Here is a 14,345-nt window from a genome sequence, read left to right as displayed (position 1 = left end):
TCGCACCTCAGTACCTGCGGCCTGGCGGCCGTCGTGGACTACGAAAGAACACTGTTTGAGCGTCCACATCTCTGCTCCCTGAGGTGCGAGCGAAGCGAGCCACGAAGGGCTCCGCAACCTGTCTCACCAGGCCCTTCGTGGCTCGTCGCTGGCGCTCCTCGCACCTCAGGGAGCAATGGTTATGTAGTTCTTTCGGATCAGGGGGCGGTGGTGGCACGGCCCCGGGTGAAGTCCGGCGCGCGCTTGCCGACGAAGGCGTCAACTCCTCGATGCCCTCGGGCAGTCCGGACCGTTCGGAGATGGAGCGGGCTTCGAGGGCGAGGTGCTCGACCAACGTGGTGTCGGCGGAGACGGCCAACAGATGCTTGGTCATCGCGTCGGCGTCGCGGGGACCCGACGCGATGGCCTCGGCGGCCGTGCGCGCGGCGGACTCGACCTCGTCGTCGGCGACGATCTCCGACAGCAGCCCCCACTGCTGGGCCTCGTCGGCGCTGATGACGCGGTCGGTCAGGATGATCTGGCGTGCCCGGGCAGCGCCGACGGCGCGGGGGAGGGTCCAGGTGAGACCCCCGTCGGGAGTGAGACCGATACCGCGGTAGGCGGGCCGCAGCCGGGTCGACGGACCACCGACGGCGACGTCGGCGTGCAACACCAGCGACATGCCCGCGCCGGCGGCCCAGCCCTTCGCGGCGACGACGACGGGGCGGTTCGCCTCGTACAGGGCGCCGACGAGCTGATGGAAGTTGTCGGCGATCTCGCGCAGATAGGTCGGGCGGTCGTCCGCACAGGCGAAGGCGCGGACGTTGCCGCCGGCGCAGAAGTTCTTGCCCAGCCCGACGAGCAGGACCGCCCCCACGTCACGCTGTCCACGCGCGACCTCGCGCAGTGCCTGGGTTCCCGCGGCGAGGGCGGCGTCGTCGAGCGAGTTGCCCGCGCCCGCCGTCGAGACCGCGAGGGTGAGGACGCCGTTGCGCTCGTGCACCAGAGCGTCGGTGTCGTCTACGGCAGCGGGGGCGGTGGGGTTCGATGAGGCCATGCGCGAAACCCTATCGCGCACACACCAAAGACCCGATGCCGGGGAGCTTGCGCTCATGGCATCGGGTCTCGTGCTCTCGAACTCCCACCCGCGGACGGGCGAGGAGGTCAGACAGCTGCGGTCTTGCCGGCCTTCAGGCAGGAGGTGCAGACGTTCTTGCGCTTGCGGTTGCCGGGGGCGACCTCCACGCGAACGGACTGGATGTTCGGGTTCCAGCGGCGGTTGGTACGGCGGTGCGAGTGAGACACCGACTTGCCGAAGCCCGGGCCCTTGCCGCAAATATCGCAGACGGCAGCCATCGTCGAACTCCCTTGGTAGATGATCATGGTCTGGTGTTCAGCCGCTCGGATCGATCGGCACCACCGGTGGGTGTGCGCGCTCGAGGCGAAAGGCAACCCTGCAAGGATAACCAGGTCGTGGTGGCGTGACCAAATCCGAGCCGATCCGCCACCCGGTCCCGCTCGGGCGCGCCGCACGGTCGGACACCCCGAGTAACCTTGCCCACAACCTCACCAGCCGGTCACGTTGCGCGCGAGAGCACAGTACGTCGCGCGCCGCGTCTGCGAGAAAGAGCCACCGTGTGATCGCCCGCACCGTCAACCCGCAGTTGCTGCGCGATTGGGCCCGAGTCTCGGTCGAACAGCTCGAGTCGCTGCGCGGCGAGATCAACGACCTCAACGTCTTCCCGATCCCCGATTCGGACACCGGGAGCAACATGCTCTTCACGATGCGGGCCGCGGCCGAGGCGGTCGAGAAGACGCCGCCCGACGCGTCGCTGCCCGAGGTCGCCCGCGCGATGGCCGACGGCGCGGTGGCGCAGGCGCGGGGCAACTCGGGGATCATCCTCTCGCAGGTGCTGGTCGGACTCGCGGACGGTGCGGAGATCCTGGGCGACACCGACGCCCTGACCTTCGCCGAGTTCTCGACGCTGGGTCTGCGTCTCGGTTCGCTCGCGGCGACCCGTGCGGTGAGTGAACCGCGCGAGGGCACGGTCCTCACGCTGGTGCGGGTCGCCGCCGAATCGGCCGCGGCGCACGAGCACGAGTCCCCGGCCGACCAGGTGCGCGCCGTCGCCGACGACTGTGCCGAAGCGCTCGAACGCACCCCGGAACAGCTGTCGGTGCTCGCGAACGCGGGCGTGGTGGACGCGGGCGGGCGTGGCTTCCTCGCGATCGTGGACGCCATGGTCAAGGTCATCACCGGCGTCTCGCACCGCCGCCGGCGTTACCGGGGCATCCTCACCGACAGCACCACGCTGGGTCACGGACCGGACGACAGTTGCCTCGACGGGAGCGACCAGGACTTCGAGGTCATGTACCTCCTCGACGGCGCGGCCGGCGAGCAGATCGCCGAACTGCGCGAACGTCTGGACGAACTCGGCGACGCGGTGGTGATCGTCGGCGACAGTTCCAGCGGTGAGGGCGAACGCTTCTCGGTACATGTCCACACCTGCCACCCGGGTGCGGCGGTCGAGGCCGGCGCGGGCATCGGGCAGCTCTCGGATGTCCGGATCACTTGCTTCGCTCTCGATGCCATTCGGGCACAGGCGGATTCGGCTGAGCCGCCGCCCCGGCACAAACGGGCGGTGGTGGTCGTCGTGTCCGGTGACGGCGCGGCCGAACTGTTCGGCGAGGCCGGTGCGGTCGTGCTGCGCGCCGACGACGGACTCTCCGCCCACGAGCTGGGCCGCGCGATCCGCGACACCGACAGCGCGCATGTCGTCGTCATGGCCAACGGCGCATTGACATCGCAGGATCTCGTCACGGTCGCCACCGAGGTGCGGTCCACCCAGCGTTCGGTCCTGATGCTGCCGACGTCGTCGATGACCCAGTGCCTCGCCGCTCTCGCCGTGCACGATCCGAGCGAGGTCCCCGACGTCGACGCCTACGCGATGGCCGAGGCCGCCGCCGGGGCACGCTGGGGATCGCTGCAGTCGGCGACCACGAGGATGATGACGCTGGCGGGGATGAGCGAGGTCGGTGACGTGCTGGGGCTGATCGGCGACGACGTGCTCGTCGTGGCGCCGGATCAGACGTCGGCGTGCACCGCCCTCGTCGACCTCATGCTCTCCACCGGAGGCGAGCTGGTCACGGTGCTTGCCGGCGTCGAGGTCGACGAGGCCGCCCTCGAGGCCGTCGCGGAGCAGATGCGGCGCAGCTACCCCGGCATCGAATTGGCGGTGTACCGCACCGGACAGCGCACCGATCTCGTCCAGGTGGGTGTGGAGTGACCGAACTGGCACTGTCGGATTCGCTGTCCGACGTCCTGGGGACCAAGCCCGCCGAACAGCTCGCCACCGTCGGCGTGCACACGGTCGGGGAGCTGTTGCGGTACACGCCCCGCCGGTACATCCGACGCGGCCACGTGGTCGACCAGGAGCGGCCCGAACCGGGTGAGTGGCTGACGATCGTCGGACGGATCACCAAGTCCGATCTCATCAAGATGAGGAGCCGCAAAGGGTCGTTCCTCAAGGTGAAGGTCACCGACGACAACGACGTCTACGAGGCCAGCTTCTTCAACGCCCACCGCCTCAAGGGGCTGTTCCGACCCGGTGCACGGGTGATGATGGCCGGCGCGGTCAAGTACTTCCGCGACCAGATCCAGTTGTCGCATCCGGAATGGATGATCCTTCCCGACGGCGATCCGGAGATCGAGGACGTCGTCGGTTCCAAGATGCTGACCGAGATGTACGCGATCGAGGAGCAGATCACCGGAGAGCGCGGCGATCACCCCCTGGTCACCATGTTCGACCGCGACATCCTGCCGATGTACCCGGCCAACAAGAACATTCAGACCTGGGACATCCTCGGCGCGGTCCGTCGGGTCCTGAGTGAGAGCGCGCCGATTCCCGACGCACTCACCGAAGCCGAACGCCGCGCGCGGGGTCTCGTCAGCACCGACGAGGCGATCCGCAAGATCCACCTGCCCGATGCCGAGGACGACGTGAAGGTCGCCGCCCATCGGCTGAAGTTCGATGAGGCGCTGGCCATCCAGACCGTGCTGGCGCAGCGCCGGTTGGCGGGGCGGAGCGAGTCGGCGCCACCGTGTCCACGCGTGCCCGGCGGTCTCGAGGACAAGTTGCGTGACCGACTCCCGTTCACCCTGACCGACGGTCAGGTCGAGGTGGGGGAGGAGCTCGCCGAGGATCTGGCCCGCGCGCAGCCGATGTCGCGGCTGTTGCAGGGCGAGGTCGGGTCCGGGAAGACACTCGTGTCGTTGCTGGCAATGCTGCGGGTCGTCGACAACGGGTACCAGTGCGCCATCCTGGCCCCGACGGAAGTGCTTGCCGCACAGCACTACCGGACGATGAAGACGATGCTGGGCGACCTCGCCGAGGCGGGCGAACTGACCGCGGCCGACGGCGCGACGCGCCTCGCGCTGCTGACGGGTTCGATGAAGACCAAGGGCCGGCGCGAGACGCTCCTCGACGTGGTGACGGGCCAGGCCGGGATCGTGATCGGGACCCACGCGCTCCTCGAGGACAAGGTCGAGTTCTTCGACCTCGGACTCGTCGTGATCGACGAACAGCACCGCTTCGGCGTGGAGCAGCGAGATGTGTTGCGCGGCAAGGGCCGCAACGGGCGGATACCGCATTTCCTCGTGATGACCGCGACGCCGATCCCGCGGACCGTCGCCATGACCGCCTTCGGTGACCTCGAGACCTCGGTCCTCCGGGAGCTGCCGCGCGGCCGGCAGCCGATCACCACGTCGGTGGTGCCCACCGGGAAATCCTCATGGGTCGACCGGGTGTGGTCGCGCGCCAACGAGGAGATCGACGCCGGCCGTCAGGTCTATGTCGTGTGCTCGCGCATCGGCGACGGGCCCGAACCCGAGTCCGACGACAACGAGGAGAAGGGCCCGCGGCCGACCTCGGTCCTCGAGCAGTACGAGGCCCTCGTCGCCGGCCCGTTCGCGCACCGACGCGTGGAGCTCCTGCACGGCCGCCTACCCGCCGACGAGAAGAACGCCGTCATGGATGCCTTCGGTCGGGGCGAGGTGGACGTGCTGGTGTCCACCACCGTCATCGAGGTGGGTGTCGACGTGCCCAATGCGACCACGATGGTCATCGTCGACGCCGATCGGTTCGGAGTGAGCCAGCTGCATCAGTTGCGCGGTCGTGTGGGACGTGGGCGGCATGCGGGTCTGTGCCTGCTGATGACGAATGCCCGGGACGGCTCGCCGTCGATGGACCGCCTCCGCGCCGTGGCCGGTTCGAACGACGGATTCGAGCTCGCGCGAGTCGATCTCGAGCAACGCCGGGAGGGTGATCTGCTCGGGTCCCTACAGTCGGGCGTCAACACGTCGTTGCGGTTCCTGTCCCTGCTCGAGGACGTCGAGGTCATCGAGGACGCCCGCGGACTCGCGGAAGAGGTGGTGAGCGAGGACATCACGCTGCTCGAACACCGACCGCTCGCGGATCTCGTCGACGGAATCCTCGTGCCGCACAAGATCGCGTACCTCGACAAGTCCTGACCGGCTCGGCCCGAGCCCAGTTGTCGCGCATCGGTGCGCCTGGCGCCACGTTCTGCGACACCGGTACCGGGCCGATCGACACACGGAACCAGAAGGTTGCCGCGTGCGTCTGAGAATGCATGGTGATGCGTTCGCCGACGCTGCGACGACTCCGCATGCGGATCCGATGGATGCGCTGGACGCCGCGGGACTCGCCGTCCTGGTCGCCACGGCAGTGGGCGGTGCTCGTCGCCGCCGTCGTCACGGCGGTGGTGGTCGCCGTCGGCGTCGACGCCTTTCGGGCCGGTCCCGACACCGACCCGAGGATTCGGGCGATGGCGGGGCAGGCGGCGTCGTCGCTCGCCTCGATCCCGATCAGTGCGGGTCGTACCGACCGACAGGATTACGACCGGGCCGCGTTCGGCAGCGCCTGGTCGGACGCCGGGTCCGTTCCCGGAGGCGGCAACGGGTGCGACACCCGTAACGACGTGCTGGCTCGGGATCTCCACGACATCCGAGCCGGCCCGACGCCGAGTTGTCCTCGTGCCGTACTGGCGGGCGAACTGCGGAGCCCGTACACCGGCGACTTCGTCGTCTTCCGGCGCGATCGGAGCGCGTCGGCGGTGCAGATCGACCACATCGTCCCGCTGTCGTATGCCTGGGACATGGGAGCGTGGGCGTGGCCGCCCGACCGGCGGCTGGACTTCGCGAACGACCCCGCCAATCTCGTTGCCGTCGACGGGCGTTCGAACCAGGAAAAGAGCGACTCCGAACCCGCGCGCTGGATGCCACCGGCCCGTGGATTCTGGTGCCAGTACGCGATTCAGTTCGTGATCGTCACGGCTACATACGGATTGGCGATCGACGAACCCTCCCGACGCGTCCTGTCGGAGGCGCTGCGGTGTGCGGACTGACGACCATGCGCCGCCGCGTCAATGCGCCCCCGCGCCCTCCGAGTTGTGCAACAGGTTCAGTCCGACGACACCCGTGAGGATGAGGAAGATGCATCCGAGCCGAGCGAGGCCGGCCGGTTCTCGCAGGAACAGGATTCCATAGATCGCGGTACCGACCGCGCCGATCCCCACCCAGACCGCGTAGGCCGTGCCCAGGGGGATCGAGCGGATCGCGTAGGCGACACCGGCCATGCTCACGATCACCCCGATGATGAACAGGGCCGTCCACATCGGACGTGTGAAGGTGTTCGACTTCTCCAGAGCTGCCATGTAGATGATCTCGACCAGACCCGCGGTCACCAGGACAAGCCACGCCACTTCGCGATCGCTCCCGTCTTCGGACATCTGTACGGCGTCACAGTAGGCGGGAGACGGGCGGGATGCGCGCCGAGATCAGTCCGAGAACGACGGAGGTCCTCCTGCCGGCCGCTTCACCTGTGCGAATGCCGAGACGCCCGCGAGCGTCACCAGAGACGAGAAAAGTGCGTCCGCTTCGTCACCGGTCGGGATGTCGGAGAGGACGGGACCGAAGAAATGGTTGCCGTCGATCCCGGTGATGGGGCTGCCGCCGGCCTCGCCCAGCGCATCCTGACTGCGTTGATGCGACGCGCGCAGGGCGTCGTCGAACGACTCGTCGTCCATTGCCTCGGCCAGGCCGGCGGGGAGGCCGGTGTCGACGAGGATCTCCGACACCGCCGCGGGCGTCATCTCGTCGCCCACATGGTGGAGCCGTCGGCCGATCGCCGAATAGAGGGGTTCGAGCGAATCGGTCCCGGACTCGTCGACGGCCGCCATCAACACACGTCCGAGTCGCCGCGAGGTGTCGAGTTGCTGCCGCTGCTCGTCGGAATCCGGCTCCTGGTCCTCATTCAGGATGGCCAGACTCATCACGTGCCAGTCGACGGAGGCATCGTGTGCCTGAGCCCGATCGATGAGCCATCGCGATGCGACCCAGGCGAAGGGGCACACGGGGTCGAAGTAGAAATCGAAGTGGGTCATGAGAACTCCGGAGGTCTCGGGCGGATGTGCAAGGGGATTCAGGACTGTGCGGTCAGGGAATCGATCGCGGCGCGCAACTTCTCCGCGGCATCACGTGCGACCGGTTCGAGGTCGGGTTCGCCCGAGACCTGGACCATGAGGTCGGGGTTCATCGCCTCGACGAGCGTGTGGTCGGGGTTGCCCGGGTCGGCGCGGACGACGACGTTGCACGGCAACAGCAACCCGATCTGCCGGTGGACGCCGAGCGCCCGATGCGCCAGCGGCGGATTGCAGGCACCGAGAATCAGATAGGGCTCCATGTCCTCGTCGAGTTTCGTTTTGAGCGTCGCTTGGACGTCGATCTCGGTGAGGATGCCGAATCCCTGATCGGCGAGCGCGGCTCTGGTCCGTTCGACCGCCTCCGGGAAGGGGTGCGGCAGCGTGGTGGTCAGCGCGAGTGACATCGTGTGTCCTTTCTTGTCGGCCCTCAAGGGGCGTGTACCCGATTCGGGTGAGGTCAATGCTTGAAGCTGATCGACGGGAGGATCCGGCGCAACCAGGATGGTGTCCACCACGCCGCCCGGCCGGTGATGCGTAGCAGCGCCGGCAGGAGGGTGAGGCGGATCAGGACGGCGTCGAGCAGGACTGCCACACCCAGGATGATCCCCATCTCCTTCGGAGGGAGTGGTTGGGCCAGGGCGAAGGTGAAGAAGACGGCGACCATGACCGCAGCTGCGGCGAAGATGATCCGCCCGGAGTGGGCCATGCCGTCGACCTGCGCGGTCGATGGATCCCCGGAGCGTTCGTAGTGTTCTTTGGCGGTGGCGAGGAGGAACACGGTGTAGTCCATCGCGATCGCGAAGATCATGGCGAAGAAGAACACGGGGGCCCAGCCGTCGAGAAATCCCTGAGGTGTGAAGCCCAGCAGGTCTGCCAGGTGCCCGTCCTGGAAGATCAGCTTCGCGACGCCGAACGCCGCGGCGGTGGACAGCAGGCTCACCACAGTGCCGATGAGTGCGATCAGCGGCGCTTGGAGTGACACCAGCAGCAAGACGAAACCGAGGACGAGAATGACGGCGACGACCAGCGGGAAGTAGTCGTTCAGAGCGTGCTGCAGGTCGAGGTTCTCGGTGGGCGCGCCGCCGACGAGAGCGCCGTCGGGCAATGCGTCACGCAGGTCGTCGACGATTGTGGCCATCTGGCCGGCGGACGGGTCGACGGTCGGAAGAGCCTGCATGAGAACGAGGTCCGAGTCGTCCGCGGCCGGCGTCGCGGGAGTGACCATGGTGATCCCCGGGGACTGCGCCGCGACCGCGGCGGCCTGCTGCGCCTCGTCGGCGGGTGCGACGATCTGCAGCATCCCCGGTGCGCCCTCGCCCATCTGCGACTGCACGAGTTCATAGCCCTGGCGGACGGGCGCGTCGGCCGGGACGACGCCGATGGAGGGCATAGCGACCTTCAACCCGACGACCGGGATCGCGAGCGCGACGAGAACAACCAGGGAGCCGGTGGCGACAGCCCACGGATGGCGCTGCAGGAAGCCGCCCCAGCGTGCGAACACCGGCGATCGGTGCTGCTGGCGGCGCGCGTACGGCAGCGAGACCGCGTTGATCCGGCCACTCAGGGCGCCCAGCGCGGCGGGTAGGAGAGTGAGGGTTGCCGCGAGGACGAAGGCCACCGCGAGCATGATGCCCACCGCCATCGTGCGCACCGCCGGTGCCGGAACCAGCAGCACGGCCGACAGGCTCACCAGAACCGTGATGCCGGACAGCAACACCGCCTTGCCTGCGGTGTCCATCGTCTGCGCCACCGCCGCGCGCATGTCGTCGCCGTGCTCCCGGACCGAGTCGCGGAACCGCGACACCAGGAACAGTGCGTAGTCGATGCCCAGCGCCAGCGCGAACATCATCGCGAAGTTCATGGCCCACACCGAGATCGGGGTGACCTGGTTCAACAACACCAGGCCGCCCGCGGATGCGACGAGACCGGCGATGGTCAGCAACAATGGGAGACCGGCCGCGACGAGCGACCCGAAGGCGAGCACCATGATCGTCAGCGTGACCGGCCATGAGAACAGCTCGGCCTTGATCATCGCGTCGTGATTGGCCTCGTTGAAGTCGCTCCACAGGGCCGAGGCACCCGTCGGGTACACCTCGATCCCGTTTCCGGACAGGGCGATCAACGCGTCCTTGTGCTCATCGACAGCGCGCACCATCTCGTCGGTGTCGGCGGCCGCGCCCACTATGACGATCCCGGTGTGGCCGTCCGGGCTGATCGACATGCCGGGCTGTGGCGGGACGACCTGGGCGAACCGGCTGTCCGTCCCCGCCAGTGCAGCGATCTCGCCGACCACCTCTCGAATCGCGGGACCGTCGACCGTGTCGCGCTCGGAGTGGACGACCACATGGACCGCTGCCGACGAGTTCCCGCCGAAATGTTGCTGAGCCAGCTCGCGGACCTGCACGGACTCCGACCCGTCGGCCTGCCAGCCCGCGCCCGCGAGTGCGGAAAACACCGACGGCGCCGCGGCTCCCAGGACGAGCAGGACGAGGAGCCACACGCCGAACACCCAGCGGGCGTGCGCGGCCATGGCCGCACCCCACCGGCCGAGGCCCCCGGGCGGGGAGCCCGCGGGGTCGGTAGTGGTCGCCTCGTCGGACAGAGGTGTGATCGGCGCCATGGATTTCCTTTCGTATATACCCCTCGGGGTATCCGTCTGGCGGCCAACATACCCATGGGGGTATCTTGACGTCAAGAATTCAGCACCCAACCGGACGTCGGTGGTGCACGACAGCGAGGAGGCCTCGATGGCCGATGACAAGAGGCCCCACGTGGCCGTCGGCGACGATGCGATGAGTGCCGTCCTCAACCGTCTACGCCGAGCGCAGGGGCAGCTCGCCGGTGTGATCGCGATGATCGAGGCGGGGCGCGACTGCAAGGACGTCGTCACACAGCTCGCCGCGGTGTCCCGTGCGCTCGACCGCGCCGGTTTCAAGATCGTGGCCTCGGGAATGCGGCAGTGCATCGAGACCGTTGACGGTGAGCAACCGCCGTTGACCGAGGCAGAGCTGGAGAAGCTCTTCCTCACACTCGCCTGAGGCGCCGTCCGTGGATCTCGTTGGGGACTCCGAACCTGCGGCGTTACTCTGAGAACGGCACTTTCCGGGCGGTCGCGCCCGGAACCACCGAAGTCGAGGATGTTGATGAGCGCACCCACCGCAGAGCAGTCCGTTGCCGAAGGCGGCTCCGGCGCCGAGAAGTCCGACACCGAGAAGTCCGACACCGAGAAGTCCGACACGGAGAAGGTCGTTCTCGGGCTTGCCCGTGCCGCCAAATCGGCGTCCCGTTCGCTGAGCGGTCTGACGACCGCGGGCAAGAACGAGGTCCTGCTCGCCGCGGCCGACGCCATCGAGGCGGCCACCGACACCATCCTCGCCGCGAACGCGGAGGACATCGCGCGTGCCGAGGCGGCCGACATCGAGGTGAGCCTGCTCGACCGGCTGCGGCTCGACGCGTCGCGCGTGGCCGGTATCGCCAACGGTCTGCGGCAGGTCGCCGTGCTCCCCGACCCGATCGGTGAGGTGGTTGCGGGGAAGACCCTCCCCAACGGGCTGCAGCTGCGTCAGCTGCGCGTGCCCCTGGGGGTCGTGGGCATCGTGTACGAAGCGCGCCCCAACGTCACCGTCGATGCGTTCGGGATCTCCTTCAAGTCCGGGAACGCGGTGCTGCTGCGTGGCTCGTCGTCGGCGGCGGCGTCGAACGCCGAACTGGTGCGCGTGCTGCGGGAGACCCTGTCGGCCAAGGGGGTCAGCGCGGATGCGGTGTCGCTGCTGCCCAGCGACGATCGGTCCAGCGTGACCGCGCTCATCCGGGCGCGCGGACTCGTGGACGTGGTCATCCCCCGTGGCGGCGCGGGGCTCATCGAGGCCGTGGTGTCGAATGCGACGGTCCCGACGATCGAGACCGGCGTCGGCAACTGCCACGTCTACGTCCACGCACTCGCCGACCTCGATGTCGCGGCGCGTGTCATTCTCAACTCCAAGACCCGCCGGCCGAGTGTCTGCAACACCGCGGAGACCGTGCTCATCGACAAGGCCGTCGCGGCCGACGCGCTGCCGCGGATCACCTCGGTGCTGCAGACCCAGGGCGTGGTCATCCACGGCGACGAGCCGGGTATGGAGCCGGCCACCGAGGACGACTGGTCCATGGAATACCTGTCGATGGACATCGCGATGAAGGTGGTCGACGGGCTCGACGCCGCGGTCGCCCACATCGACACCTACGGAACCGGCCACACGGAGGCGATCATCACCACCGACCTGGCGGCCGCCGACGAGTTCACCCGGCGCGTGGATGCCGCCGCCGTCATGGTCAACGCATCGACCGCCTTCACCGACGGCGAGCAGTTCGGCTTCGGCGCCGAGATCGGCATCTCCACCCAGAAGCTCCATGCCCGCGGCCCGATGGGTCTGCCGGAACTGACCTCGACCAAATGGGTGGTCTGGGGCAACGGCCACGTGCGGCCCGCCTGATGAGCGCGACGACCCCGGACGCGGGGACCGCGGGATACACCGGCTCGGGCCCGGCCGTCGTGCCGTCGTTCGAGGGTGTCGACGACGTCGTCGGTCGCCTTCGCGCGACGGGTTACCTCGCCGACGACGCGACCGCGACCTCGACCTTCCTGGCCGACCGTCTCGGCAAGCCGTTGCTGGTCGAGGGACCCGCGGGTGTCGGCAAGACCGAACTCGCCCGGTCCATCGCGGCGGCCACGGATGCCGAACTCATCCGCCTGCAGTGCTACGAGGGCATCGACGAGGCCCGCGCGCTGTACGAGTGGAATCACGCCAAGCAGATCCTGCACATCCAGGCGACGGGGGACCGCGCGTGGGATGAGGCCAAGGCCGACATCTTCTCCGACGAGTTCCTCCTGCCGCGGCCGCTGCTCAAGGCGATCTCGCGCGAGGGTGCCACCGTGCTCCTCATCGACGAGGTCGACAAGGCCGACGTCGACATGGAGGGGCTGCTGCTGGAAGTGCTCAGCGATTTCGCGATCACCATCCCGGAGATGGGAACCGGGGGGGGGGGGGGGGGGGGGGGGGGGGGGGGGGGGGGGGGGTGGCCGCTCAACGTCGTCCGATCGTCTTGCTGACATCGAACGCGACCCGTGAACTGTCCGAGGCACTCAAGCGTCGTTGTCTGTACCTCTACATCGACTTCCCGGATGCCGAGCGCGAGAAGGAGATCCTCGCGTCGCGGGTGCCGAACCTGTCGGATTCGCTCAGCGCCGAGCTGGTGCGGATCGTCGGTGTCCTACGCACACTCGACATCCGCAAGAAGCCGTCGGTGGCCGAGACGATCGACTGGGCGAACACGCTGTTGGCGCTGGGAGCCGGGGAGAAGGCAACGGCGAAGAGCGGTGGCGGATTCGACGACGGACTCATAGCGCGGACGCTCGGTGTCGTGCTGAAGCACCGGCCGGACCTCAAGACGGCTCTCAAAGAACTCAAGCTGGGCTGATGACGGCTCCGCTCGTCGCGCACCTCACCGATTTCGTCGACGAGTTGCGTCGTCGCGGGATCGTGGTCGGGCCGTCGGCGCTGATCGATGCGGCGAGCGCGATGGAGGTCCTCGATCTCCTCGAACGCCCCCGTCTGCGTGAGGGGCTCGCGACGACACTGCTCGTCGATCACGCCCATCGCGGTGTGTTCGACCGGGTCTTCGACCTGTGGTTCCCCCTCGGCGCCGGAATGCGCACAGTGACCGAGGATCTCCCGCGTACCCCCGACGGCGAGCTCGATGTCGAGGCGGTCCGGGACGCGCTGGCGGAGATGCTCGCCGACGACGCGTCGGCGAACGACGGCCGGCTCGACCAGGCCATCGCGATGATCGTCGACGAGTTGGGGCGGTACGGATCGACTCGGGGCGAGGCGTTCTCGGCCTATCAGGCCATCACCGCGGTGAGTCCGCAGACACTGATCGCGAAGATCGCGGCGGCCATGGCCGGTGAGGGCGATGGGGACGGCGGCCGGGCCGGTACGGAACCGCTCTACCGGCAGGCGGCGCGCCGGAAGGCCAACGATCTGCGTGCGGCGATCGAGCGAGAGACCCAGCGGCGCATGGCCGACCGCAACGGCCGCGAGAAGGTCGGCGCCTACGCGGTGCCCCCGCTACCGGAGAACGTCAACTTCCTGTCGGCCGGCGCCAAAGAGCAGGTGGAGATCCGCAAGACCATCGAACCGCTGGCCAGATTGCTGGCCGCGAAGCTCGAGACGAGGCGACGGCGCGCTCACCGCGGCGCGGTCGACGTCCGGAAGACGCTGCGCGCCTCGATGTCCACCGGTGGGGTGCCCATCGAACTCAGTCACCGCAAGCCGCGCCCGGGGCGGCCCGAACTCATCATCATCTGCGACGTCTCGGGGTCGGTGGCCGGGTTCAGTCAGTTCACGTTGCGCTTGGTGTATGCACTGCGGCAACAGTTCTCGAAGGTGCGGGTGTTCGCTTTCGTCGACACCGTCGACGAGGTGACCGATTACTTCGACCACGGCGAAGAGGATTTCGGTGCGGCGATGCACCACATGATCTCCACCGCGCGGATCTCCACCCGCGACGGTCACTCGGACTACGGCAACATGCTGGCCGGGTTCGTCGCCGACTACGGCGATACGCTGACCCACCGGGGTGCGTTGCTGATCCTGGGGGACGGGCGGAACAACTATCACGATCCGCACGCCGACGCGCTCGCCGAACTGGTGGAACGGGCCCGGCACGCCTACTGGCTCAACCCGGAGGCCAAGCAGCACTGGGGCACGGGTGACTCGGTCGCGACCGATTACGGGGACGTGATCGACATGTTCGAATGCCGGAACGCCACACAACTGGGCACGGTCATCGCCGACCTCCTGCCGATCTGACCAGCGCTGCCGATT

General features: G+C 68.3%; 11 protein-coding genes and 2 pseudogenes. 7 read left to right on the top strand and 6 right to left on the bottom strand.

Annotation, left to right across the window (positions count from 1 at the left end; translation table 11 throughout):
* Positions 1–197 precede the first annotated feature (197 nt).
* Both MVF96_RS15975 and rpmB read right to left on the bottom strand, forming a co-directional pair.
* Positions 198–1,036, bottom strand: a pseudogene (locus MVF96_RS15975) (enoyl-CoA hydratase/isomerase family protein).
* Positions 1,037–1,143: 107 nt separating this feature from the next.
* Positions 1,144–1,335, bottom strand: a complete 192-nt coding sequence (gene rpmB, locus MVF96_RS15970; protein WP_004023092.1) for a 50S ribosomal protein L28 — start codon at positions 1,333–1,335, stop codon at positions 1,144–1,146.
* A gap of 281 nt (positions 1,336–1,616) precedes the next feature.
* On the opposite strand from rpmB, the gene MVF96_RS15965 reads away from it, so the two are divergent.
* From MVF96_RS15965 to MVF96_RS15955, 3 genes are all read left to right on the top strand, one after another.
* Positions 1,617–3,266 carry a DAK2 domain-containing protein gene (locus tag MVF96_RS15965; RefSeq protein WP_068970234.1) on the top strand — a complete coding sequence of 550 codons (1,650 nt, stop codon included), beginning with the start codon at positions 1,617–1,619 and terminating at the stop codon, positions 3,264–3,266.
* Positions 3,263–5,509, top strand: coding sequence for an ATP-dependent DNA helicase RecG (gene recG, locus MVF96_RS15960; RefSeq protein WP_137808991.1), 2,247 nt, complete (start codon positions 3,263–3,265; stop codon positions 5,507–5,509). Before MVF96_RS15965 ends, recG begins: the two co-directional genes overlap by 4 nt.
* A 125-nt stretch (positions 5,510–5,634) precedes the next feature.
* A complete protein-coding gene (locus MVF96_RS15955) occupies positions 5,635–6,402 on the top strand; it encodes an HNH endonuclease family protein (protein ID WP_388031250.1) in 768 nt (255 codons plus the stop codon).
* A gap of 18 nt (positions 6,403–6,420) precedes the next feature.
* Here the strand turns inward: MVF96_RS15955 and MVF96_RS15950 are convergent, their stop codons facing one another.
* From MVF96_RS15950 to MVF96_RS15935, 4 genes are read right to left on the bottom strand one after another with little or no spacing between them, the layout of a single operon-like run.
* Positions 6,421–6,786: a DMT family transporter gene (locus MVF96_RS15950; protein ID WP_336276194.1), complete on the bottom strand. Its 366-nt coding sequence runs from the start codon at positions 6,784–6,786 to the stop codon at positions 6,421–6,423.
* A gap of 48 nt (positions 6,787–6,834) precedes the next feature.
* Positions 6,835–7,440 carry a mycothiol-dependent nitroreductase Rv2466c family protein gene (locus MVF96_RS15945; RefSeq protein WP_068970231.1) on the bottom strand — a complete coding sequence of 202 codons (606 nt, stop codon included), beginning with the start codon at positions 7,438–7,440 and terminating at the stop codon, positions 6,835–6,837.
* Between the two features lie 38 nt (positions 7,441–7,478).
* Positions 7,479–7,883: a DUF302 domain-containing protein gene (locus MVF96_RS15940; RefSeq protein WP_068970230.1), complete on the bottom strand. Its 405-nt coding sequence runs from the start codon at positions 7,881–7,883 to the stop codon at positions 7,479–7,481.
* A 53-nt stretch (positions 7,884–7,936) separates the two neighbouring features.
* A complete protein-coding gene (locus MVF96_RS15935; RefSeq protein ID WP_068970229.1) occupies positions 7,937–10,099 on the bottom strand; it encodes an MMPL family transporter in 2,163 nt (720 codons plus the stop codon).
* Between the two features lie 127 nt (positions 10,100–10,226).
* Between MVF96_RS15935 and MVF96_RS15930 the strand changes: the two genes are divergently transcribed.
* The 4 genes and pseudogenes from MVF96_RS15930 to MVF96_RS15915 all read left to right on the top strand — a co-directional run bounded on the left by MVF96_RS15930 (position 10,227) and on the right by MVF96_RS15915 (position 14,330).
* A complete protein-coding gene (locus MVF96_RS15930) occupies positions 10,227–10,517 on the top strand; it encodes a metal-sensitive transcriptional regulator (protein WP_217492978.1) in 291 nt (96 codons plus the stop codon).
* 105 nt (positions 10,518–10,622) lie between these two features.
* On the top strand, positions 10,623–11,951 hold the full coding sequence (locus MVF96_RS15925) for a glutamate-5-semialdehyde dehydrogenase (protein ID WP_247449672.1): 1,329 nt from the start codon (positions 10,623–10,625) through the stop codon (positions 11,949–11,951).
* Positions 11,951–12,936: pseudogene (locus MVF96_RS15920) on the top strand (AAA family ATPase). Before MVF96_RS15925 ends, MVF96_RS15920 begins: the two are co-directional and overlap by 1 nt.
* On the top strand, positions 12,936–14,330 hold the full coding sequence (locus tag MVF96_RS15915; RefSeq protein WP_247449671.1) for a vWA domain-containing protein: 1,395 nt from the start codon (positions 12,936–12,938) through the stop codon (positions 14,328–14,330). The pseudogene MVF96_RS15920 and the gene MVF96_RS15915 overlap by 1 nt, the downstream one beginning before the upstream one ends.
* Positions 14,331–14,345 lie beyond the last annotated feature (15 nt).

This window comes from Gordonia hongkongensis (genome assembly GCF_023078355.1).
Lineage (GTDB): Bacteria > Actinomycetota > Actinomycetes > Mycobacteriales > Mycobacteriaceae > Gordonia > Gordonia hongkongensis.
The sequence above is the reverse complement of the archived record's forward strand: the minus strand, read 5'-3'. Positions and strand labels throughout refer to the sequence as shown.

Bases quoted from the DNA above. Each gene is read 5' to 3' on its own strand.
- rpmB (WP_004023092.1), bottom strand. From the start codon at position 1,335: ATGGCTGCCGTCTGCGATATTTGCGGCAAGGGCCCGGGCTTCGGCAAG.
- MVF96_RS15955 (WP_388031250.1), top strand. From the start codon at position 5,635: ATGCGTTCGCCGACGCTGCGACGACTCCGCATGCGGATCCGATGGATG.
- MVF96_RS15950 (WP_336276194.1), bottom strand. From the start codon at position 6,786: ATGTCCGAAGACGGGAGCGATCGCGAAGTGGCGTGGCTTGTCCTGGTG.
- MVF96_RS15945 (WP_068970231.1), bottom strand. From the start codon at position 7,440: ATGACCCACTTCGATTTCTACTTCGACCCCGTGTGCCCCTTCGCCTGG.
- MVF96_RS15940 (WP_068970230.1), bottom strand. From the start codon at position 7,883: ATGTCACTCGCGCTGACCACCACGCTGCCGCACCCCTTCCCGGAGGCG.
- MVF96_RS15935 (WP_068970229.1), bottom strand. From the start codon at position 10,099: ATGGCGCCGATCACACCTCTGTCCGACGAGGCGACCACTACCGACCCC.
- MVF96_RS15930 (WP_217492978.1), top strand. From the start codon at position 10,227: ATGGCCGATGACAAGAGGCCCCACGTGGCCGTCGGCGACGATGCGATG.
- MVF96_RS15925 (WP_247449672.1), top strand. From the start codon at position 10,623: ATGAGCGCACCCACCGCAGAGCAGTCCGTTGCCGAAGGCGGCTCCGGC.
- MVF96_RS15915 (WP_247449671.1), top strand. From the start codon at position 12,936: ATGACGGCTCCGCTCGTCGCGCACCTCACCGATTTCGTCGACGAGTTG.